At 57.6% G+C, this 19,637-nt stretch carries 23 protein-coding genes and 1 tRNA gene; 16 read left to right on the top strand and 8 right to left on the bottom strand.

The window, feature by feature from the left end:
- The first annotated feature begins 17 nt into the window (after positions 1-17).
- From A0U94_RS01875 to A0U94_RS01890, 4 genes are all read left to right on the top strand, one after another.
- The gene (locus A0U94_RS01875; protein WP_077802273.1) at positions 18-929 is read left to right on the top strand and encodes an NAD-dependent epimerase/dehydratase family protein; all 912 of its coding nucleotides are present in this window, start codon (positions 18-20) and stop codon (positions 927-929) included.
- Positions 930-1,053: 124 nt separating this feature from the next.
- On the top strand, positions 1,054-2,085 hold the full coding sequence (locus A0U94_RS01880; protein ID WP_077802274.1) for a fatty acid desaturase family protein: 1,032 nt from the start codon (positions 1,054-1,056) through the stop codon (positions 2,083-2,085).
- Between the two features lie 58 nt (positions 2,086-2,143).
- Entirely contained in the window at positions 2,144-2,749 is a 606-nt protein-coding gene (locus tag A0U94_RS01885; protein WP_062108854.1) for a CatB-related O-acetyltransferase, read from the top strand.
- A gap of 190 nt (positions 2,750-2,939) precedes the next feature.
- Entirely contained in the window at positions 2,940-3,839 is a 900-nt protein-coding gene (locus A0U94_RS01890) for a fructose bisphosphate aldolase (RefSeq protein ID WP_062108855.1), read from the top strand.
- 15 nt (positions 3,840-3,854) lie between these two features.
- On the opposite strand, the gene A0U94_RS01895 is transcribed toward A0U94_RS01890, so the two are convergent.
- The 3 genes from A0U94_RS01895 to queE are packed head-to-tail and all read right to left on the bottom strand — an operon-like array spanning position 3,855 to position 5,754.
- Positions 3,855-4,382, bottom strand: a complete 528-nt coding sequence (locus A0U94_RS01895) for a 6-carboxytetrahydropterin synthase (RefSeq protein ID WP_077802275.1) — start codon at positions 4,380-4,382, stop codon at positions 3,855-3,857.
- A complete protein-coding gene (gene queC, locus A0U94_RS01900; protein WP_077802276.1) occupies positions 4,379-5,110 on the bottom strand; it encodes a 7-cyano-7-deazaguanine synthase QueC in 732 nt (243 codons plus the stop codon). Before queC ends, A0U94_RS01895 begins: the two co-directional genes overlap by 4 nt.
- A 2-nt stretch (positions 5,111-5,112) precedes the next feature.
- On the bottom strand, positions 5,113-5,754 hold the full coding sequence (gene queE / locus A0U94_RS01905; protein WP_077802277.1) for a 7-carboxy-7-deazaguanine synthase: 642 nt from the start codon (positions 5,752-5,754) through the stop codon (positions 5,113-5,115).
- A 134-nt stretch (positions 5,755-5,888) separates the two neighbouring features.
- Here queE and A0U94_RS01910 point away from each other — a divergent pair, with 134 nt between their 5' ends.
- Together A0U94_RS01910 and A0U94_RS01915 are read left to right on the top strand one after the other, a co-directional pair.
- Positions 5,889-6,728, top strand: a complete 840-nt coding sequence (locus tag A0U94_RS01910; protein ID WP_062108863.1) for an ABC transporter permease — start codon at positions 5,889-5,891, stop codon at positions 6,726-6,728.
- A gap of 4 nt (positions 6,729-6,732) precedes the next feature.
- Positions 6,733-7,503, top strand: coding sequence for an ABC transporter ATP-binding protein (locus A0U94_RS01915; protein ID WP_062030408.1), 771 nt, complete (start codon positions 6,733-6,735; stop codon positions 7,501-7,503).
- Between the two features lie 10 nt (positions 7,504-7,513).
- Here the strand turns inward: A0U94_RS01915 and A0U94_RS01920 are convergent, their stop codons facing one another.
- Both A0U94_RS01920 and A0U94_RS01925 read right to left on the bottom strand, forming a co-directional pair.
- A complete protein-coding gene (locus A0U94_RS01920; protein WP_456303948.1) occupies positions 7,514-7,861 on the bottom strand; it encodes a DUF3147 family protein in 348 nt (115 codons plus the stop codon).
- 78 nt (positions 7,862-7,939) lie between these two features.
- Positions 7,940-8,016 (bottom strand) — tRNA-Asp (locus A0U94_RS01925).
- Between the two features lie 202 nt (positions 8,017-8,218).
- On the opposite strand from A0U94_RS01925, the gene A0U94_RS01930 reads away from it, so the two are divergent.
- The 10 genes from A0U94_RS01930 (at position 8,219) to A0U94_RS01975 (ending at position 16,483) form a co-directional block, all read left to right on the top strand.
- Positions 8,219-9,148: a retroviral-like aspartic protease family protein gene (locus A0U94_RS01930; RefSeq protein WP_077802279.1), complete on the top strand. Its 930-nt coding sequence runs from the start codon at positions 8,219-8,221 to the stop codon at positions 9,146-9,148.
- A gap of 135 nt (positions 9,149-9,283) precedes the next feature.
- Positions 9,284-10,753 carry a methyl-accepting chemotaxis protein gene (locus tag A0U94_RS01935; protein ID WP_077802280.1) on the top strand — a complete coding sequence of 490 codons (1,470 nt, stop codon included), beginning with the start codon at positions 9,284-9,286 and terminating at the stop codon, positions 10,751-10,753.
- Positions 10,753-11,022 carry a hypothetical protein gene (locus A0U94_RS01940; RefSeq protein WP_062030400.1) on the top strand — a complete coding sequence of 90 codons (270 nt, stop codon included), beginning with the start codon at positions 10,753-10,755 and terminating at the stop codon, positions 11,020-11,022. The genes A0U94_RS01935 and A0U94_RS01940 overlap by 1 nt, the downstream gene beginning before the upstream one ends.
- Positions 11,019-11,378: a response regulator gene (locus A0U94_RS01945; RefSeq protein ID WP_062030398.1), complete on the top strand. Its 360-nt coding sequence runs from the start codon at positions 11,019-11,021 to the stop codon at positions 11,376-11,378. The genes A0U94_RS01940 and A0U94_RS01945 overlap by 4 nt, the downstream gene beginning before the upstream one ends.
- Complete coding sequence (locus A0U94_RS01950; protein ID WP_077802281.1) at positions 11,375-13,423, top strand: chemotaxis protein CheA; 2,049 nt, start codon at positions 11,375-11,377, stop codon at positions 13,421-13,423. Before A0U94_RS01945 ends, A0U94_RS01950 begins: the two co-directional genes overlap by 4 nt.
- A 2-nt stretch (positions 13,424-13,425) precedes the next feature.
- Positions 13,426-13,848 (top strand): chemotaxis protein CheW, encoded by a 423-nt coding sequence (locus A0U94_RS01955; RefSeq protein ID WP_167369338.1) that lies wholly within the window; start codon positions 13,426-13,428, stop codon positions 13,846-13,848.
- Complete coding sequence (locus tag A0U94_RS01960; RefSeq protein WP_077802282.1) at positions 13,845-14,702, top strand: CheR family methyltransferase; 858 nt, start codon at positions 13,845-13,847, stop codon at positions 14,700-14,702. The genes A0U94_RS01955 and A0U94_RS01960 overlap by 4 nt, the downstream gene beginning before the upstream one ends.
- Positions 14,699-15,760, top strand: coding sequence for a protein-glutamate methylesterase/protein-glutamine glutaminase (locus A0U94_RS01965; RefSeq protein ID WP_077802283.1), 1,062 nt, complete (start codon positions 14,699-14,701; stop codon positions 15,758-15,760). Before A0U94_RS01960 ends, A0U94_RS01965 begins: the two co-directional genes overlap by 4 nt.
- On the top strand, positions 15,757-16,152 hold the full coding sequence (locus A0U94_RS01970) for a response regulator (RefSeq protein ID WP_062030388.1): 396 nt from the start codon (positions 15,757-15,759) through the stop codon (positions 16,150-16,152). The genes A0U94_RS01965 and A0U94_RS01970 overlap by 4 nt, the downstream gene beginning before the upstream one ends.
- A 19-nt stretch (positions 16,153-16,171) precedes the next feature.
- On the top strand, positions 16,172-16,483 hold the full coding sequence (locus A0U94_RS01975) for a hypothetical protein (protein ID WP_062108880.1): 312 nt from the start codon (positions 16,172-16,174) through the stop codon (positions 16,481-16,483).
- 4 nt (positions 16,484-16,487) lie between these two features.
- Here the strand turns inward: A0U94_RS01975 and A0U94_RS01980 are convergent, their stop codons facing one another.
- The 3 genes from A0U94_RS01980 to A0U94_RS01990 are packed head-to-tail and all read right to left on the bottom strand — an operon-like array spanning position 16,488 to position 19,602.
- Positions 16,488-16,868 carry a hypothetical protein gene (locus A0U94_RS01980; protein ID WP_077802284.1) on the bottom strand — a complete coding sequence of 127 codons (381 nt, stop codon included), beginning with the start codon at positions 16,866-16,868 and terminating at the stop codon, positions 16,488-16,490.
- 47 nt (positions 16,869-16,915) lie between these two features.
- Positions 16,916-17,830 (bottom strand): 4-(cytidine 5'-diphospho)-2-C-methyl-D-erythritol kinase, encoded by a 915-nt coding sequence (locus tag A0U94_RS01985; RefSeq protein WP_077802285.1) that lies wholly within the window; start codon positions 17,828-17,830, stop codon positions 16,916-16,918.
- Positions 17,827-19,602 carry a tetratricopeptide repeat protein gene (locus tag A0U94_RS01990; protein ID WP_077802286.1) on the bottom strand — a complete coding sequence of 592 codons (1,776 nt, stop codon included), beginning with the start codon at positions 19,600-19,602 and terminating at the stop codon, positions 17,827-17,829. The genes A0U94_RS01985 and A0U94_RS01990 overlap by 4 nt, the downstream gene beginning before the upstream one ends.
- Positions 19,603-19,637: the final 35 nt, after the last annotated feature.

The raw sequence follows: 19,637 nt of genomic DNA on the forward strand, positions 1-19,637 counted from the left end.
GCTGAAGGACAGAAGGCATGAAAATTCTGCTGGCCGGGGCAAGTGGCGCTGTCGGGCGTCCGCTGATCGCGCGTTTGCTGAGAGAGGGGCATGAGGTCTGGGGCATGGTGCGGCGTGCCGAAAATCTGCCCGTCATTCAGGCGCTGGGCGCGTCTCCGGTTGAGGGCGATGCGCTGGACCGGGCCGGGATGTTCGCTCTGCTGGATCGGGTGCGGCCGGATGTCGTGATTGATCAGCTGACGTCCCTCCCGTCCAGTCCGTTCGATCTGGCGCAGAGGCTGCCTGCGGATCGGGTGCTGCGTCTGGAGGGCGGGGGTAATCTCCATGATGCCGCCCGGGCTGTGGGGGTGCGGCGTTATATCCAGCAGTCCTGCGGGTTTTACCTGAATGGTGAGGGAGGACTTGCGACCGAGGAGTCCCCGTTGAGAACGGATGCTCCCGGCGGGATCGGGGAGAGCGCGCGGATGTATGAAGCGCTGGAAAAGCGCGTTCTGAGCGACGGCGTCATGGAAGGCGTGGCGCTGCGGTATGGGTTTTTCTACGGTCCGCGTACCTGGTACTGGCCGGATGGTGCGTTCAGCCTGCATGTCCGTAAAGGTGAGGTCCCCGTCATTGGCGCAGGGCGGGGCATGTTTTCGTTCATTCATGTGGATGATGCGGCGCAGGCAACGGTTGCAGCGCTGCTGGCGCCTGCGGGGAGCTACACTGTGGTCGATGATGAGCCGACGGAATTCTCCCGATGGCTGCCCGCCTATGCAAGGTGGGTCGGGGCGGCGCCTCCAGGGCATCTTGCAGAAGACGACGCGGTCCTGCGTCTGGGCGAAGAGGCTGTCTATTATCAGAATGATCTGAGCGGGGCGTCCAATCAGCGGGCCAGAAGTTTTCTGGGTCTTGAGCCTAAAAACACACCCTGGCTGGAAGAAATATGAAACGGGGATGTAATGTTATGAATTATTAAATAATTATTGCATGTTACAAATCTTAAATTCTTATCTCATTGATAATATTTCGCTCCTGTATTATTGAGATAGATAAAATAATTTATGGAATATCATGACAGGTTTCGGGGAAAATAAACTGGAAACGTCAGGATGTTCCGACGAGACAGCGCGATCGGTCCGGACATATCAGGGCTCGCATTTCTGGACCAGCCTGTTTCAGGTCCTGTCAACCATCAGTCTGCTTCTGCTGTGTTATGTGCTGATCTATGCGGGGTTGATGCGGGGCTGGTGGTGGTCTCTGGTACTCACACCACTGGCATCGGGCCTGTCCATCCGGACGTTTGTCCTTCAGCATGACTGCGGGCACGGATCGCTGTTCAAAAAGCGCTGGACCAATGACGTGACGGGCTGGCTTTGCTCCCTGTTGACCTTGACGCCCTATGACCACTGGAAAAAGCATCACGGGCTGCATCACGGGTCCTGGAACAACATGGATACGCGCGGGCGGCTGTCTGATCTGTATTCCGACTGTATTACCGTTGCCGAATACCGGAAAATGACGCGCCTGAAGAAGTTTCTGTACCGGATGAGCAAGAACCCGCTCCTGACGGTCTTTCTGATGCCACCGGTGATTTTCTTTATTGTCTACCGGTTTGCTTTCGATACGCCCCGACACTGGATCCGCGAGCGGGCTGGCGTGTACGCAACCAATCTGTGTCTGGTGGCGATGTTCGGCGGGCTGTCCTGGCTGGTTGGATGGAAGCTCGTTCTGCTGGTCAGCTTCATGGTGATCTATCCGGCCGCCGTGACGGGCGTGTGGCTCTTTCTTGTCCAGCACAAGTTTGAGGGTGTGCAGTGGGCCGAGCATCCGCAATGGAACAATTATGATGCCGTGGTAACGGGGTGTTCGTTCCTGCGCTTCTCGCGGATCATGCGCTGGTTCACGGGGGATATCGGAACGCATCATGTCCATCACATGGCGCCGGGAATACCGAACTACAGGCTGCTGGCATGTCATGACGCCCATCCGGCCTTTCAGAACGTGAAGATCCTGACCTGGCGCGATGGAATTCGTGAAGCCCGGAGCAACGTCCTTTGGGATGAGGACATGCAGGCTATGGTGGATCTCCGCTCGGTGACATGATGCCGGGGGGCGGACTCGGGTTCGTCCAGTCTGGCAGCAGAAGCTGGGAGTATTCCGCATGGCATTCGGAAATCGCGCATTTCAGGCCCTGACGCAGTATGCGCTTGCGTATCAGATTGATGAATGGGGCTGGCGGATCGGTCCTCATACCTATGGCGCCCCTGCTGTTCTTGAAGTAGGCGAGGCGGGGTTGATCATCGGCGATTACTGTTCGATCGGGCCAAATGTCACGATCATCCTTGGCAATCACCGCGCCGATCTGGTGAGCACCTATCCCTTCAAAACGCTATCGCATTTCTGGCCATCCGCGGAAGAGGGGCAGGCCGATCATTCCAGCAAGGGGGACGTCGTGATTGGCAATGACGTCTGGATCGGGGCGCATGCGACCCTGATGTCCGGAGTGACGATTGGCGATGGCGCCGTGATCGCAGCGCAGGCGCTTGTTACGAAATCGGTGCCTCCATATGCGATTGTGGGAGGTAATCCGGCAAAAGTGATCCGCTACCGTTTTCCCGAAAGCATCATTGCGCGACTGCTGGCGCTGGCCTGGTGGGAATGGCCGGAAACGCTTGTGAAAGAGCGCTGCGGAGCGCTGATGAGCGACGATATCGAGGCGTTTCTTGAGCTTTATGAAAATGCCCCGAACGGCTCTGAAGACGGCTGATCCTGATTTGGTGAGCGGGGAGCCGCTTCATCGGGTGTCGGGGCTGCGCTATGGTTTTCCGAACTGGTCGGGCAGGAACCATTCCGGGCATCGGCGCGATTGGACTGTGTCGGGAAACGTACTGCGAGGGGGTGATCCGTGAGGTCCTTCGAAAGCGGTGACGGTTCTTCCTGTATCGAAGGGAATCTTGATGAGCACCGCAGATAAGATGATGTCACAGATGGCGGATAAGGGCGGGTTTATTGCTGCCCTGGACCAGAGTGGCGGCTCCACGCCAGGCGCGCTGAAGCAGTACGGTATTGCCGAGAGCGAATATTCTGATGAAAGCCAGATGTTTGCGCTGATGCACGACATGCGGGTTCGGATCATCACGGCGCCTTCCTTTACCGGCGATAAGGTGATCGGGGCCATTCTGTTCGAGCGCACGATGGATGGGGATGTGAACGGTGAGCCCGTTCCGGCCTATCTGTGGCGCGAACGGGGCGTTGTGCCGTTTGTGAAGATCGACAAGGGTCTGGAGGCGGAAGCGGACGGCGTTCAGCTCATGAAGCCGATGCCCGATCTGGATGCCCTGCTGGCGCGGGCGGCCAAGCTGGGCGTTTACGGGACGAAAGAACGTTCCACGATCCGTCTGCCATCCGAAAGCGGCATCCGGGCCATTGTCCGGCAGCAGTTCGCAGTGGCCGAACAGGTCCGCAAACATGGGCTGGTGCCCATTCTGGAGCCGGAAGTGCTCATCAAGAGCCCGGACAAGGCAGCGTGTGAGCAGCTTCTGCATGATTATGTTCTCGAAGAGCTGCAAAAGCTGCCCGAAGACGCACGGATCATGCTGAAGGTGACGATCCCGGACGTTGCGGACCTGTATGACGATATCGCGCGTGATCCGCGGATGGTGCGGGTCGTGGCGCTGTCAGGGGGTTATCCGCTGGCTCAGGCCTGCGAAAAGCTGCGGCACAATCAGCGGATGATTGCGAGTTTCTCCCGCGCGCTGATCGGGGATCTGCGTCATCAGATGGATGATGCGCAGTTCGATGCAGCGCTGGGAGAGGTGATTGAAGAAATCTACGACGCTTCGGTCCACAAGGTCTGAGGCGTCGTCCGGACGTCAGGAAATACTGGCGTCCGCTTTATTCCACCAGCACTGTTCCGGGGGCCTTGAAACGGCGGGCAGGTAACGCTGCGGATTGCCGCCGAGGCGCACGGTGTTGGTGGGTGTTTCTTCCAGTTCGATCTCGTGAACGCGCAGGATGTCGCCCTGATCCGCGAGGATGGCGGTCAGTTTGGCGAGCATGAGGGCCGCCATCAGCTCCGTTGTCGGATCGCCGGGCGTCACAACAATCCGGCTGGCGCGGTCGGGTTCGTTGGCGCGGAACCACGCAAGTAGCGGGTCCGTTTCCGAAAGCTGGAGCGCGTGATCAAGGCTGTTGTCCACGAAATGGTGCCAGCGCGTCTTGGCTTCGGCGAAAGGCAGGATCATGTTCGCGTGCCCGTCCAGCCGGGTCTGTTTGGCCGGGCGCAGCTTCACGCGGACATATTCGTTATGACCATGCGGGATAGCGCAGCGTTCGCTGGCGCCCGTAATGAGCCTATGACCCATGCAGAAACGCCGGGTGAAGACGAGTTCGGCGGTCATGCGGCGCCTCCGTGGTGGCGGTTTTGCTGGTAGCGGCGCCATCCATCGGCACGCAGGTTGCAGGCCGGGCAGGTGCCGCAGCCATAGCCCCAGTCATGCTGATGGGTGCGGTCGCCCATATAGCACGAATGGCTGTCCCGGTTGATGACGTCCACGAGCGTCTGGCCGCCGAGCTGCTCGGTCAGGTCCCATGTTTGGGCTTTGTCGATCCACATCAGGGGCGTGTGGAGGACGAAGCGCTGGTCCATGCCGAGGTTCAGCGCGACCTGAAGAGCTTTGATCGTGTCATCGCGGCAGTCGGGATAGCCGGAATAGTCGGTTTCGCAGACGCCGGTGACGATGTGGCGTGCATTGCGGCGGACGGCGAGAGCGGCTGCGAAGGTCAGGAAGATGATGTTGCGGCCCGGCACGAACGTGTTGGGCAGGCCGTTTTCGCTCAGCCCGATCTCGGCTTCGCGGGTCAGCGCCGTTTCGGACAGGGCACCAAGGGAGGCGAGGTCGATCGTGTGATCGTCGCCAAGGCGTGCTTTGCAGTCTGGCGAAAACGCGGCCATCTGTTCGCGTAGCGTGTCGCGGCATTCGAGCTCGATGGCGTGGCGCTGTCCGTAAGCATAACCGACCGTCTCGACGCGATCAAAGCGGGAGAGGGCCCAGGCGAGGCAGGTTGCGGAATCCTGGCCACCGGAGAACAGGACAAGAGCGGTGTTGCTGCTGATGGTCGTGCTCATGGTCAGGGGATTCCGATCAGCTTGTGTGTCTGAAGCGACAGGCGCCAGCGCGGGTGGCGCAGGCAGTAGGCAACGGCGGCCTGTGTGTTGGCGATGCGGTCGGGACCGTCCATTGGCTGGAGCCAGAAATGACGGAAGGACAGTTTCTCGAACAGTTCGGGCGGCAGGTCGGGCTGGGGGTAGATCAGCTTGAGTTCCGCGCCGTCGGTCTGGACGAGCGTGCTGCTGGGTTTGGGGCTGACGCAGACCCAGTCGATTCCCGCAGGGGCTGCGATCGTACCGTTGGTTTCCACGGCAATCTCGAAGCCCTGCGCCTTTACGGCGGCAATCAGGGCATCATCAAGCTGAAGTAGAGGTTCGCCGCCCGTGAAGACGACGTAGCGGCGGCCGCTCTCATCGGCGATGCCGGTCCAGCAGGCCGCGATGGTGGCAGCAAGTGCCTCGGCGGTCTCAAAGCGGCCGCCGCCTTCACCGTTCGTGCCGATGAAATCGGTGTCGCAGAACGTACAGGCGGCCATGGCGCGATCCTGTTCGCGGCCCGACCACAGGTTGCAGCCCGCGAACCGGCAGAACACCGAGGCACGGCCTGTCTGTGCACCCTCGCCCTGGAGGGTCACGAACATTTCCTTCACAGCATATGACATGATCGCAGCATGTCGGCGAGGTTGGCGCAGGATGCAAGGGAAATCATCATCCCGGCCTGATGGTGTCATGCGAAGAGGGATGTTTCGCAGGCAAGGGGGATGGGCAGGGCCTGCTTTCATGGTAGGGAAGGCGCATGGAAGACATGAATGCCCGTTCTCCTGTTCTGACCCTTCAGCCCCTGCGGGGATGGGGGCTTGTCCGCGCCGCCTGGAGCGATCTGCGGGCGGGTCTGCGGCTGTTGCCGCTGGCGGTGACGCTCGGCTGGCTGGATATCAAGATGCGGTATCGCGGCTCCATTCTGGGGCCGCTGTGGCTGACGCTCTCCACGGCTGTCATGATCGGCGCGATGGGCGTTGTGTATGGCTTTCTCTTTCATATGGACCTGAAAGCCTATCTGCCGTTCCTGTCACTTTCGATCGTGTTGTGGGGATATGGCGGTACCGTCATCAACGACGCGGGAACGGTCTTTACGCAGAGCACGTCGCTGTTTCATGCGATGCGGATTCCGGTCAGCTTGCCAGTGGTGCAGGTGATCGTCAGGAATCTGCTGATCCTGCTTCATAATATGGTGGTGGTCGTTGCCGTGTTTGCGGTCTTCCATGTCTGGCCACAGCAGGTCTGGAGCCTGTTGTTCAGCCTGCCGCTGTGGATTATGGACAGCTTCTGCATCATTCTGCTGATCGGGATGCTGGGCGCGCGGTTTCGGGACATTGCGCCCATCGTGGCGTCGCTGATGCAGATCTTCTTTTTCGTGACGCCGGTGATCTGGAAACCGGAACTGATTACGACCGGACGGCAGTATCTGCTGCTGGATCCGTTTTATCCGCTGCTTGAAATCGTACGTGCGCCCCTTCTGGGGCAGACGGTGGCTCCCGTCGTATGGGAAGCGGCCATCGCGCACAGTGTACTTCTGTGGCTTCTGGCGGCCGTCCTGTTCTGCCGGATGCGGTCGCGCATTCCTTACTGGATCTGATCTGATGCCCGGGATTGTTGTTGATCGCCTCTGTATTGATTTTCCGCTGTATCATGGGCAGAGCCGCTCCCTGAAGCGCCAGGTCGGCAAGACGCTGGCCCGGTTTGCGCCGTCGTCGCCCTCGGCCCATCTGATGCAGGATCTGCGGGAGCGCACGATCGTGAGCGTGCTGCGGGAGATCAGCTTTACGCTGAATTCCGGCGAGCGGCTGGGGTTGATCGGTAGTAATGGCGCTGGCAAGACCACGCTTCTGCGTGCACTGGCAGGCATTTACGAACCTGTTTCGGGGCGCGTGCGGCTCGAGGGAACGATGCGGACGCTGCTGGACAGCGGTCTGGGAATGAATCCCGATCTGACGGGGCGTGAGAATATTCGCCTCAAGGGGCGATATGAGGGGCTTTCACGTCAGCAGATCGCTCGGATCGAGCAAGACGTACAGGATTTCGCTGAGCTCGGTCCTTATATGGACATGCCCATGAAGGCCTATAGTGCGGGCATGAGTGTTCGTCTGGCGTTTGGCCTGGCGACGGCGTCTGCTCCGGAAATCCTGCTGATGGATGAGTGGTTTCTAGCGGGGGACGGGGTTTTCATGAACAAGGCCAAGGCGCGCCTCGAAGAACTCGTCCGACAAGCGGAAATCCTCGTGCTGTCCACCCATCAGCCCAAGGTCATGCGACAGTGGTGTACGCGCGTCATCTGGCTTGAGAACGGGCATATCCGAATGGACGGAACACCGGACGAGGTTCTGGACGTTTATCTGCAAGAGGCTGGCTAAGAGGTCAGTCTCAGCCGCCTGTACCGAAACGGGCGAGCGCCCATGTCGTGCAGAGATACAGAACAATCGTAAGGGCGCATCCTGCCGACAGGGCGAGCCAGAACGGCACGCCTGCCCGAAGCAGTCGCGGGATCAGCAGAAACATGGGCAGCGAAGGAAGCACATACCAGAATGTCGCTTCCGCATGACGGCTCATGACAACGCGGTCAGGCTTTTCCAGCCAAAGCCAGATCATGCCCAGCACCGACACGAGGGGCAGGGAGGCAATCAGCGCGCCAAAGCCCGGATAGCGGCGTGCAATGCCTGAGGCTGCGGCGATCAGGAGTCCTGAAATCAGGCATTTCAGAATAAAGAAAATCATACTCTTCCCTGAAGCCGGGGAGCATTTTCTTCAAGAATTTTTTTGGAAAGAATGTGGCCAACTCCATGAGAGGAGTGGCGCGAGTGACGGGGCTCGAACCCGCGACCTCCGGCGTGACAGGCCGGCGCTCTAACCAACTGAGCTACACCCGCAGAGGCACTTTTCAGTACCTTGGGACCTTCCGTCTGGAAGCTGTTTGGCTTCCTCTTGGTCGGTGGCGGTGATTTAACAGTCTGCCCTTGGGGTGACAAGAGGGTTTTTTCAAAAAAAAAGCCTTTTGGATCAAAAAACTGCCTTGCCCGGCAGGAAGGGGGCGTGTCCTGTGTAACGGAACGATACAGGCGGGAGGGCCTCATGAGGTTGGGACGACTGGCTGCACTGCTGTTGCTGGGGGCGGGTCTTGCCGGATGCGAGACGGGTCCGCATCAGTGCAAGCTGATCACGAGCGGGAACATGCTGGTGCTGAATGACTGGGGCAGCCCGATCGTGCGGGCCGCGATCAACGGACATCCTGTTGCGCTTATTGTCGATACGGGCGCTTTCTCCACGACGGTTGGACAGAGTTTTGTCGAGCCTCTCGGCCTGAATGATACCGGGGCAACGGTGCTGATCCATGGTGTCGGAGGGCAGGACTATGGACGTGTCGTGACGATCGACACTCTGGACATGGGCAGCTCCAAAGCGACCAACATCGCCGTTGCCGGGGCGGGCAAGTTTGTTGGAAAAATTGCAGGTCTTCCAATTGTGGGGCTGTTCGGGCGCGATTTTCTCGGACGGTACGATACGGTCGTGGACATGCCTTCACATCGTGTCAGGCTGGTCGAGACGGAAGACTGTGAAACTCCCACTCCGGGATGGGAGGGGCCTGTCCATACGGTGCGGATCAGTCATATCTACAACGAAGGGCACAAGACCACTCTGGAAATACGCCTCAACGGCCATCCGACGGATGCGACGCTGGATACGGGGGCGGGAACGACCATGATCAGTCTGGACGCGGCGCGGGCGGCGGGTGTCACGCGTGTCATGCTGGAAAAAGACCCTGTTTCAATCGGATATGGTCTCACAAGGGACCCGGTAAAAAATTATCTTCATCACTTTGATACTCTTCAGGTGGGTGACATCGTTTTCCGCGATGTTTCTCTGAGGGTGGGGGAAGGGCTGTCCGATACGGATGCGCTTCTGGGTGCGGATGTTCTGAAGCATTACCGGATCTGGATCCCCCGCTACGGCAACCGGATGTTCGTGCAGCATGATGTCGATATTCCAGCGTCTCCTCGCTGAGCCAGCCTTCTTCCCCTGCGATTGTCTGAAGAGGCATTAACGGAGTTTCAATCAACTGTTCTCTAGGAAGGAAAGCATCTGGCCGGCTGCCTGTGGCCGGCGTGGTGTGATCTGTGTTTCTGGAGACGGCCTGGCATGTCCGACATACACTTTGTTCCCATGCAAGGGAGTGTCCTGCTTCGTCGGCGGCTGCTCCTGGCATTTGCCGTTCCTGTGGTCGTCGGGATCAGTGGACTGGTCTGGGAACTGCAGGGGACCGGGGGCGCTGCCTTTCTCAGGCAGTCGCTTTTTCTTGAGATCACGCTGCTTGGACTGTTTGCAGTTTCTGGAATTTTTGCATTTGTTCAGGTGGCGGCTCGCGGAGATGCGTTGACGGATGCGGTCAGGCAGTTGGCCGCACAGGGCACCCTGCCAAAAGATACGCAGGAAGGCAGTCTGGTCCGCTTACAGGTCATGCTGGGTGAGGCGCGTACGAATTCCGAGAGAAGCGAAGTTCTGGCATCGCAGGCACAGTCCGCGCTTGCCGCTGTTCGGATCGAAGCTGAAGACGCGCGTCAGTCGGCCAAGGAAGAAGCTGCCGAGCATGAGCGGGTGATTGAGGTTCTGGGGAATGCCATGGCGAATCTGCGCGATGGCGAACTGGGATTCCGTCTCGAAGAGGCTTTGCCTGCCCGCTATGAGCGGCTGCGACAGGATTTCAACGAAACGGCAGTAACCCTTCAGAAAGTAATGGTTTCGCTGAACGACAGTATTTCGACCATTTCATCGGGGTCTGCTGAAATTGCTTCAGCGGCTGATGATCTGGCCCGTCGCACAGAGCTTCAGGTCGCACGTCTTGAAGAGACGACGATTTCCGTCGGGAATGTGACAGAAACCGTCCGCAAGACGGCTGCGGCATCGGTTCATGCGAGCGAAGTCGCCAGCCAGACGCGTGATCGCGCCGAAAGGTCAGGAGAAGTGATGACGGCTGCCACGGCGGCCATGCAGGACATCCAGAAGTCTTCCATCCACATCGCACAGATTCTCGGACTGATCGACGATATCGCTTTTCAGACCAATCTGCTGGCGCTGAATGCGGGCGTTGAGGCCGCCAGAGCCGGGGATGCGGGCAAGGGATTTGCGGTCGTCGCGGCTGAGGTGCGTGCGCTGGCCCAGCGGTCAGCGGATGCAGCCAAGGAAATCAAAGGACTGATTACCTCCAGCGCACAACAGGTCAGTCGCGGCAGTTCTCTGGTTGAAGAGACGGGTGTTGCGATGAAATCCATCGTGGAAAACGTCAGTGAGATCAGTGTCCTGATCGGTGAAATCGCTACGGCGGCACGGAGTCAGGCGAATGACCTGTCGGAAATCAGTGTCGCCGTCAGCCAGATGGATCAGAACACCCAGCAGAACGCCGCCATGGTCGAAGAAGCGACGGCAGCCAGTCATAATCTGAGTGCTGAAGCCCGAGAGCTCGTTGGAAGTCTTCAGCGGTTCCATTTGCAGGATCATGGAGATGACGATCTCGGTTTCGAGAAAAAGGACACCATTCTGGCGCCGTCATCCTCGCAGTGGGGAGAGAATTCTTTTCAGACGTCGGATGAAGGCTGGGAGGAGTTCCGGTAATGGAGGCGCTCATTCTTCCTGAATTACTGGACACCAGATATTCGGTGGCGTTTTCGGACCTCCTGAAAAAGCAGGAAGACGGTTTTCTTCTGGATGGGGGGAGCGTGGCGCGTGTGGGAGGGCTCTGCTTTCAGCTGCTCGTTTCAGCATTTACGACCGCGCAGGCGTTGAACGTCCCTTTTGAAATCAGAAATGTTTCCGAGGGAATGAAAGAAAACCTTTTGCTTCTGGGTGGGGATTTTCTTCTGCAAGGGGCAGGTGAGGCATGAATATTCTGGTTGTTGATGATTCCAGAACCATGCGGGACCTTGTCAGCCGGGAACTTCGCAACGGCGGATATGAGGTCGAAACGGCCGAAGACGGCATAGACGCACTAGGAAAAATAAAAGGTTTTTCCCCCGCCGTTATCATAACGGATCTCAACATGCCGCGCATGAACGGGCTGGAGCTGACCCAGGCTCTGCGCGCCCAGGCCGAGACGAAGTTTGTCCCCATCATCTTTCTGACGACGGAATCCGGAGACGAACTGCGCCGCGCAGCACGTGAAGCCGGGGCGACAGGATGGATCGTCAAGCCGTTTGACGGCCCTAAACTGCTCGCTGCAGTAAGGCGGGTCAGCTCATGAGTACTGAAGAATTTACGGATGACATGGATGCGATCCGGCAGATTTTCTTTGATGAGTGTGACGAACAACTTGCGCTTCTTGAAGAAGAACTGACGACGCTCGGTGAAGAGTTAGAGAACGGAGAAAAGATCAATACGATCTTTCGGTGCGTTCATTCCATCAAAGGCGGAGCAGCGGCCTTTGGAATGGAGGAACTGGTCAAGTTCTCCCATCTTTTTGAGAGCGTGCTTGACCTGTTTCGGTCGGGAATTCACTCCGTCACAAACGATAGTGTTTCCACATTTCTGAAATGTAAGGATGCGCTGTTCGACATTGTTGCGGCTTTTAAAAATGGCGGCGGAGACTGTGAGGTCGCTCCTGATACTATTTCTGAACTTGAGAGTTATCTTCACTCCGAAACATCTGAGCCAGAACAGGCGCCTGAAGATGCCGAGATGGATGATATTTTCGGGATGGCCTTTGCGCCGGTTAAAATTGAAATCGATGCTCCGATGGAGCAGAATTTTTCAATTACCCTGACAGTAACTCCGGAATTTTACGAACGCGGCGATGATGTCCGGAATATTCTGATCGCGCTGGAGGAACTGGGACAGCTTCAGGTTAAGGTTGATACTGACCGCGTTCCATTGATTGGCGATATCTTCCCTGAACAGAGTTATCTGACGTGGAAACTCCTGCTGGTAACTCAGAAGTCACAAGTCGATATCGAGGAAATTTTCGAATGGTCCGGGGACGATCTGCAGGCGACGATTACGCTTGCCTCTGAAAATGTTGATGATGCCCCTGCACCTCTGCCCGTGGCAGTTGAAGAAAAAACAGATCCTCAGGTCAGAAAATCCGTTGACCGCAAGGATTCTGCGACTGTTCGTGTCGACATCCAGAGGATCGACAAACTCGTCGACCTGATTGGGGAACTGGTGATCAATCAGGGCGCCATCCAGTCACAGATGCGGCGTAACAAGGTTCATGGAGATTCTGTTCTGGGGAATGTCGTGACGGCGCAGGAGCAGCTTATTCACGAGCTTCAGGAAAACGTCATCACCATGCGGGCCTATCCTATCAAAACCGTTTTCCAGAAGCTGGGCCGGGTCGTGCGTGAAACGGCAAGACTAACGGAAAAGCAGGTTCGGCTTGTGCTGGAGGGAGAAGACACGGAGGTGGACCGGTCCATCCTCGAAAAGCTGTCTGATCCTCTGACGCATATGGTCCGTAATGCAATCGATCATGGCATCGAAAGTCCGCAGGTGAGGGCACAGGCTGGCAAGGATCCGGAAGGTCTGCTCAGGCTCAGGGCTTTTCAGCGTTCGGGACGGATCATCGTGGAAATTCAGGATGACGGTGCTGGTCTGGACCCTGACAGGATTTACGAGAAAGCCATTGAAAAGAAAATTATTGAAAGAGGGCAGAGGCTTGATCGGGACGAAATCTATTCCCTGATTTTTGAGCCGGGGTTTTCGACCGTTGCCGAGGTCACGGATGTGTCAGGGCGCGGTGTGGGAATGGACGTGGTCAAACAGAGCCTTCAGCAGATTAACGGCAGGATTTTCATCAGCTCTGCAAAAGGAAAGGGAACGACCTTTTCGATATCGCTGCCATTTACGCTGTCGGTTATTGAAGGAATTATTTTCAAGGCGGAAGGTCAGGATTTTGTTATTCCGGTAAATAACGTTCTTGAAACAATAATATTCGATTCCAGAAAATCTTTTCATATAGGAGAAGGAAAATACGGATATCCTTATCGGGATGGTTATTTATCTGTAATTTACGCTTCTGATATTATCGGAGCTTCATCTGATGGGTTAAATCAGAAAATTTGTTTTGTTATCGAAAATGAAAATGAAGAAAAATTGGCATTTATTGTTGATAAAATCATTGATCATTCAAGGTTTGTAGTAAAAAACCTTGAGGACAACTATAGAAAAATCGCCTGTTTTTCGACTGCAACCATTCTTGGGGACGGGAATGTGGCATTTATTCTGGATGTTGAATTTCTGTTTGGTGAGCTTCTGAAAAAAAGAGAAAGTTCGTTGGAGGAAAGAGTATGATCATGGAAAAAGCTCTGGTCTTTTCTCTGGGAAACCAGGAATTTTCTGTTCAGATTTCTGCCGTGAAGGAAATCAAGGGATGGGCGAAGGCCACCCCGTTTCCCGCGGCTCCGGCTTTTGTGGAAGGGGTGGTCAATGTTCGCGGCTCGGTGATCCCGCTCGTGAACATGGCGCAGATGATGGGAGTTTCTGACAATAATGACGAGAAAAAAGCCATTATTTTTTTGAAAGACGACAAAAAGATCATTGGTTTTTCGGTTTCGAATGTCACTGACATCTCGGATATTGATGAGGAAGACTTCAGACCTCTTCCAGAGCTCTCCAGTGATAATCTCAAATATTATTCAAACGGGATTTTGTCTTTGGGAGGGCGTCTGGTTTTTTCTGTGAATGTTTCGTCGCTGTTTGAAGGAAGTCTGCAATGACAGTGATGGAACTACCGGACGCGCAGGAAATATCAGATGAAAATTTTCGGATTATTGCGGGGATCGCAAAAAAATCTGCTGGGATTTCCCTGTCCGAAAAGAAAAAAAGTCTTGTCTATTCGCGGATTTCACGTCGCGTCAGACAGGAAGGATTTGGGTCCTTTGACGATTATTGCAATTTTCTCGTAAGCGGTGCGGGAGTTGATGAAAGAAATCATCTTGTTTCGGCACTGACGACGAACGTCACAAGCTTCTATCGTGAAAAGCATCATTTTGCGTATCTGGAGCAGTTATTGCGCCAGAAATTATACTCTCGCGTTGAACGTGGTGAAGAACTCAGGATCTGGTCGGCCGCATGTTCGAGCGGCGAAGAAGCGTATTCGATCGCCATGACGGTCATGAAGTGTCTGTCGGCAGTTCCGGGGCTGAAGGCGAAAATTCTGGCGACAGATATTGATTCCGACATCCTCAGCCAGGCCAAACTGGGCAGTTATGATTCCGTGGAAGCTGAAGCTCTGTTTGAAGCTGGTGTTTTGTCATTCTGCCGACTTGAAAGAAACCGGGTCGTCATGTCTGAGAAAATTCGGGACATGATCCGGTTCCGGCGCCTCAATCTGGTGGAGCCCTGGCCGTTTTCATCGCGGTTTCACGCCATTTTCTGCCGGAATGTCGCGATTTATTTCGATCGGGAAACTCAGGATAGGCTCTGGGGCAACCTTTCGGCGCGAATTTTTCCGGGGGGCGAGCTTTATCTGGGACACTCGGAGCGTATCGCCCATCCTGAGCGTTTCGGAATGGAAAGCATCGGATATAATGCCTATCGCAGGGTCTCGTCCGCGGAGGTGTCTTCGTGAGTGGCTCAAAACCTTTGACGGTTGTTGTTGTCGATGATTCCCTGACGACACGCGCACTGATTGCAGCAGCGCTCAAGCGTGATCTCCGCGTTAAGGTTGTTGGAACGGCTGGAACGCCTTTTGAGGCACGCGACCTGATCGTGCGGCTGAATCCCGATGTGCTGACGCTTGATTACGAAATGCCGTCCATGAATGGATTGCAGTTTCTTGAAAAGATCATGCGCCTGCGTCCGATGCCTGTGGTGATGGTGTCGGGGCGTCTTTCCAGTCATCAGGGGCTGGTGGAGCAGGCGCTCCGGATGGGCGCTGCCGAATGGTATTCGAAAATGGCGCTCGGAAGCGGAGAGGAGCCCTTTGCCGGTCTGGGAGACGCGATTGTTCGGGCCGCCACCACAAAAGAGCAACCTGCCGTATCGGCAGGGGGCAGTCTGGGGGCCAGAGTTCTGGCGGCCACGAAAACCGGAGTTGTTGTTGGCATCGGTGCCTCGACCGGCGGTGTAGAGGCGCTGACGGATGTGCTCGAGCATTTTCCAAAGGATTGCCCCGCGACAGTCATCGTGCAGCACATGCCAAAGCAGTTTTCCGAAAGCTTCGCGCGCCGTCTGGACAGGATTGTGAAGCCTGACGTCAGACTGGCGGAAGAGGGCGACGTGCTGAGGCCGGGTCTCGTTTATGTCGCGTCCGGTGGAGAGCGTCATCTGCGTATTAGAGGTGGTGCACGGCCCGGGGAGTATGTCTGTCAGCTGGTGACGGCGCCACCCGTTAATGGGCATCGACCGTCTGTGGATGAGTTGTTTTATTCTCTTGCCGCCACAGTGGGAAAAAACGCTGTGGGCGTCATCCTGACCGGGATGGAATGCGATGGCGCGCAGGGTTTGCTGGCCATGCGCAATGCCGGCGCCTGTACGATCGGGCAGGACCGGGCAAGTTCTGTCATCTATGGCATGCCACGTGCTGCCTTTGAACTGGGCGCGGTGGACACCCAGCTTCCGCTGTCCGCCATTGGCCCTGCTATTCTCAACCTTTGTGAACGCCGTTCTCTGGAGACGTATCCATGATTTCCGCATCTTCCATGTCCGTGCTCCTCGTGGACGACCAGACTTCCATCCGCTCGATCCTGCGCAATACGCTTGCCCAGATCGGTTTTGTTCAGATTGCTGGTGTCCGGAATGGAGTGGAGGCTCTGGAGCATCTGAAGGGCAATTCGGTTCATCTGATCATTTCGGACTTCAACATGCCTGACATGGACGGGCTTGAATTGCTGAAGGCTGTCAGAAGCAATGCCCGCACTGCGAAAACGGGTTTCATCATGTTGACCGGGCAGGCGAGCAAGGAACTGGTGCAGCAGGCCATTGCGGAGGGCGTGAACAATTTTCTGGCCAAACCGTTCACGGCCAGCTCTCTCAAATCCCGTATCGAAGCCGTGTTCGGGCCAATCTGCGGTGCTTGAGGATTCAAAAAAGCTTCCGTTGCCGCAGGTTCTTGAAGGGCTTGGGGTACAGCTTGCCGTCAGTCTTCAGGAACTGCGGAGACTGGAGGCCGTCTGTCTGAAGGCTCTTCTGGGAGAAAATCCTTTGGAGTTGCAGGATTTCGACAGGATCGCCCAGGTTCTGGATCAGTTGGCGACGTGCTGTGACGGGCTTAGCCGGGAGCCGGGCGTAGAAGCTGTGCAGGTCCAGCGGTCGGTTGTGGATCGTTTGACGATGGGAGAGATCCGTCAGCGTCTGCTGGCGGAAGCCCCTCAGCCGTCAGTAGGTTCAGGAGAGGTTGAGCTGTTCTGAGGGATCAGCTTGGTGTGCTGGCATCCTGGGGGTTGGAGCGGATCATGGTGCGCTGTTTTTGCAGGCCGCGAATGATCTGTTCGACGTCCTGGGGGCCAAAGACAACGCCGACCGGACCGTAGGCCGGATGCTGGAATGCCAGCATTGATCCTTCGGTCAGGGCGTCGATCTGCAGGGCCCAGTTCGTGGTGTAGACGGGGGTAAAGCGCGCGCCTGCAATCGGTGCCGGCGGGCGTTTTTCAATCAGGGCGGCATGGGCCAGACCCAGGCTTGTGATCAGTTGGGACAACTGGGCTTCGTCAAGGGAAAGACTGCCTGAAACGCCGCTGCCTTCAAGAAAGGACAGGATGGCCGTCTTGCCGTCTTCGGAACGTGTGACCTGCATGCGTGGGGCTGTCATGATGTTCGGCTCCCTGCCCGGTTGTAATGTGATCAGGTTGAAGACCCAGTGTGGTGGAAGCCTCCCGCCCATGTCCACCAATTCAGGCGTGCACTTTGTTCGTTCAGGACACGGGCGGCGTTCATGGCGCTGTCGGGACTGGGGAAAATGCCGAAGCAGGTAGCGCCTGAACCGCTCATGCGCGCGAGGAGGCACTCGGGAAGGCTGGCGATGGACGCCAGAACCGTGCCGATCACCGGACACTGAGACAGGGCCGGGGCCTGAAGGTCATTGGCTGTGGCGTTCAGGTCGGCAACCATGGCTGCTGCGCTGTCCCAGCGGGTTGGAAGGAGCGCTTCAGGCCGTTCCGTGATCCCGCCGCCTGCGGCAAAGGCCCGGAAGACCTCGGGTGTCGAAACGCCGACGCCGGGATTGACGAGCAGAAGACCCGCATCAGGCAGGATCGGGGCCGGGGCGAGGATTTCTCCGATCCCCTGCATCCGGGCCGGACGCTGCGCGATGCAGACGGGAACGTCCGCTCCCAGTGTCTCCGCAATCGGAAAAAGTGTGGCCTGTTCCACGTCCCATTCCTGGGCCAGCAGGCGCAGCGTTGCTGCGGCGTCGGCAGAGCCTCCGCCGATCCCCGAAGAGACCGGCAGGTTCTTTTCCAGTTTCAGACGAAAGGATTCGGTCAGGCCGTTGGCTGTCGTGCCGGCCTTGGCCTGGAGGGCGCGGGCGGCGCGCAGGACGAGATTCTGGCTGTCAGCTTCCAGCCCCTGACCGAACGGGCCGTCGATTGTAAGCGACATCGCATCGGCGGGGCCTTCAAGCGTGATGCGGTCTGCGGCGCCTGCGAAAACCGCGAGGCTGTCGAGCAGGTGGTATCCGTCTTCGCGTCGGCCGGTGATGTGCAGGAACAGGTTGATTTTGGCGTGTGCCGTGCTCTGGGGTGCGTCTGGGAAGGTCATGGTTTCTGTTCGAAAGCTGCGAGATGGGGGCCGCCGTTCTGGAGCGCCTGAATCAGAAGGGCGCGATCCTGCGGCTGGGGGTTATCGTCGAGGGACTGGTTCCACTGGTCCTGCGCCTCGGTGTGCCGTCCGAGATACCAGTAGGCGACGCCGAGATGATAGCCGATTTCGGCATCCCCGGGTGCGTGTTCGGCGGCCTGCACCAGTATGGGAAGCGCGGTTTTGAGGTCCGCGCGGTATTTGAGAAGGGCCCAGGCGTAGCTGTCCTGAATGGAAGCGTCCGCGGGCTGGAGATCGACGGCTTTTTTCAGCATGGCGAGAGACTGCGCCTGATCGGCATCATGCTCGATATTGGCATAGCCGACGAAGTTCAGGACTTCGGGCTGGTCGGGGGCGAGTTCCAGCGCATGTTTCATGTCATCCTGCACTATGGGCCAGTTCCCGCTTTCCTGAGCGGCCATCGCGCGGCCCAGCAGGATGGGCCAGAGGATTTCCTTGCGGGGCGGCGAGGCCTTGAGGGCGCGGGTGTAGAGTGCGACGGCGTCTGTATGATGACCCCGCTGGTCTTCAACTTCAGCAAGCTGGATCAGGAATTCCGGGTTTTCGGGGCGCAGGGCCAGCGCGCGGTGCAGGGCGTCAGCTTCCTGTTCGAGGTCTCCCGAACGCAGGGCAAGGTTGATGCGCTCCTGTGCAGCTAGGGCGGCAAGGGGATCGGAGGGTGAAATACTGTTCAGTTCGGCCAAGCCGCTGGTGATCTGGTTGGCCTCTCGGAAAGTATCGGCCAGAAAGATGCGCGCGATTGTCAGGCCGGGATCAAGGAAAATGGCCTGTTGCAGGGCGATGATGGCCGGATCGCGCGGAATACCGTCCTGCTGGATGGCATCCGTGATCATGAGGGCCATCTGAAGGTTGAGCACCGCTCCGCCAAGGGCCGGGGTCGGGCTTTTCAGGCTCGGGAGGCTCTGCTGGAGCGGGCCGATGACGAGGGCGGCCAGCGGCGAGGTCACGCCCAGAGCGGCGATGGCGTCACTGGCCTCCTTGTGACGGCCGTGTCGTTCGAGCCAGCCGCCATAGAGCCGCGCATAAAGGATCTGGAGCGTCAGTGGGTCTCCGGATGCGCTTCCTGTGCGGTGATAGAGCTGTCCGGCGAGCAGAGGAGTGGGCAGGTGTTCCGCAACCATGGCCGCATGCAGGAGATAGAGCCTGCGGGTCGCGGGCTGACCTGCGGCTTCCGCCAGCAGGTTCAGGGCCTTGTCGGGGTGGCCTTCGGCAGCGAGGCTCCAGCCCATGAGGACGGGTGCTGCGATCGTGACGAGTGGACCGTGATGGGGGCTGCGGGTGAGGATGCGGCGCATCGCGGCCCAGTCCTGACGGCCAAAGGCGTCCTGCGCGAGAATGAGTGTGCCGATATCGCTGCCGGCGCCCTGATCTGGAAGGGCATTGGCCAGTTTGACGGCTTCGGTCTGATGACCCGCCATGGCCGCATAGCGCAGCGCATCGTGTTGTAGCTGAAGGTTATGTGGTGCGAGCGGCAGGGCGTGGGAGAGGGCAAGATTGGCGGCGGGAACGTCTCCACGTTCCATCATGACCGTTGCCGCCAGCATCCAGCCGGTCAGGGAATTCTCCGGATTAACGGTGGGTTTTACGGCCGGAGGAAGGGCGGCTTGCGCGCTCCCTGTCAGGCAGCCGCCCAGCGCCAGGGCGGGAAGCACCAGACGGAGCTGGCGGGAAAATTCCTCGAATGATCTGGGCCAGCCGCGTGTGATCTGCATAATGGAAGAAACTCTAGCCCTCTTGAGGCTCCACG

It is taken from the genome of Gluconobacter albidus, assembly GCF_002005485.1.
Taxonomy (GTDB): domain Bacteria; phylum Pseudomonadota; class Alphaproteobacteria; order Acetobacterales; family Acetobacteraceae; genus Gluconobacter; species Gluconobacter albidus.

Coding starts and splice junctions, on each gene's coding strand:
- A0U94_RS01875 (WP_077802273.1), top strand. CDS start 18: ATGAAAATTCTGCTGGCCGGGGCAAGTGGCGCTGTCGGGCGTCCGCTG.
- A0U94_RS01880 (WP_077802274.1), top strand. CDS start 1,054: ATGACAGGTTTCGGGGAAAATAAACTGGAAACGTCAGGATGTTCCGAC.
- A0U94_RS01885 (WP_062108854.1), top strand. CDS start 2,144: ATGGCATTCGGAAATCGCGCATTTCAGGCCCTGACGCAGTATGCGCTT.
- A0U94_RS01890 (WP_062108855.1), top strand. CDS start 2,940: ATGAGCACCGCAGATAAGATGATGTCACAGATGGCGGATAAGGGCGGG.
- A0U94_RS01895 (WP_077802275.1), bottom strand. CDS start 4,382: ATGACCGCCGAACTCGTCTTCACCCGGCGTTTCTGCATGGGTCATAGG.
- queC (WP_077802276.1), bottom strand. CDS start 5,110: ATGAGCACGACCATCAGCAGCAACACCGCTCTTGTCCTGTTCTCCGGT.
- queE (WP_077802277.1), bottom strand. CDS start 5,754: ATGTCATATGCTGTGAAGGAAATGTTCGTGACCCTCCAGGGCGAGGGT.
- A0U94_RS01910 (WP_062108863.1), top strand. CDS start 5,889: ATGGAAGACATGAATGCCCGTTCTCCTGTTCTGACCCTTCAGCCCCTG.
- A0U94_RS01915 (WP_062030408.1), top strand. CDS start 6,733: ATGCCCGGGATTGTTGTTGATCGCCTCTGTATTGATTTTCCGCTGTAT.
- A0U94_RS01930 (WP_077802279.1), top strand. CDS start 8,219: ATGAGGTTGGGACGACTGGCTGCACTGCTGTTGCTGGGGGCGGGTCTT.
- A0U94_RS01935 (WP_077802280.1), top strand. CDS start 9,284: ATGTCCGACATACACTTTGTTCCCATGCAAGGGAGTGTCCTGCTTCGT.
- A0U94_RS01940 (WP_062030400.1), top strand. CDS start 10,753: ATGGAGGCGCTCATTCTTCCTGAATTACTGGACACCAGATATTCGGTG.
- A0U94_RS01945 (WP_062030398.1), top strand. CDS start 11,019: ATGAATATTCTGGTTGTTGATGATTCCAGAACCATGCGGGACCTTGTC.
- A0U94_RS01950 (WP_077802281.1), top strand. CDS start 11,375: ATGAGTACTGAAGAATTTACGGATGACATGGATGCGATCCGGCAGATT.
- A0U94_RS01955 (WP_167369338.1), top strand. CDS start 13,426: ATGGAAAAAGCTCTGGTCTTTTCTCTGGGAAACCAGGAATTTTCTGTT.
- A0U94_RS01960 (WP_077802282.1), top strand. CDS start 13,845: ATGACAGTGATGGAACTACCGGACGCGCAGGAAATATCAGATGAAAAT.
- A0U94_RS01970 (WP_062030388.1), top strand. CDS start 15,757: ATGATTTCCGCATCTTCCATGTCCGTGCTCCTCGTGGACGACCAGACT.
- A0U94_RS01980 (WP_077802284.1), bottom strand. CDS start 16,868: ATGCAGGTCACACGTTCCGAAGACGGCAAGACGGCCATCCTGTCCTTT.
- A0U94_RS01985 (WP_077802285.1), bottom strand. CDS start 17,830: ATGACCTTCCCAGACGCACCCCAGAGCACGGCACACGCCAAAATCAAC.
- A0U94_RS01990 (WP_077802286.1), bottom strand. CDS start 19,602: ATGCAGATCACACGCGGCTGGCCCAGATCATTCGAGGAATTTTCCCGC.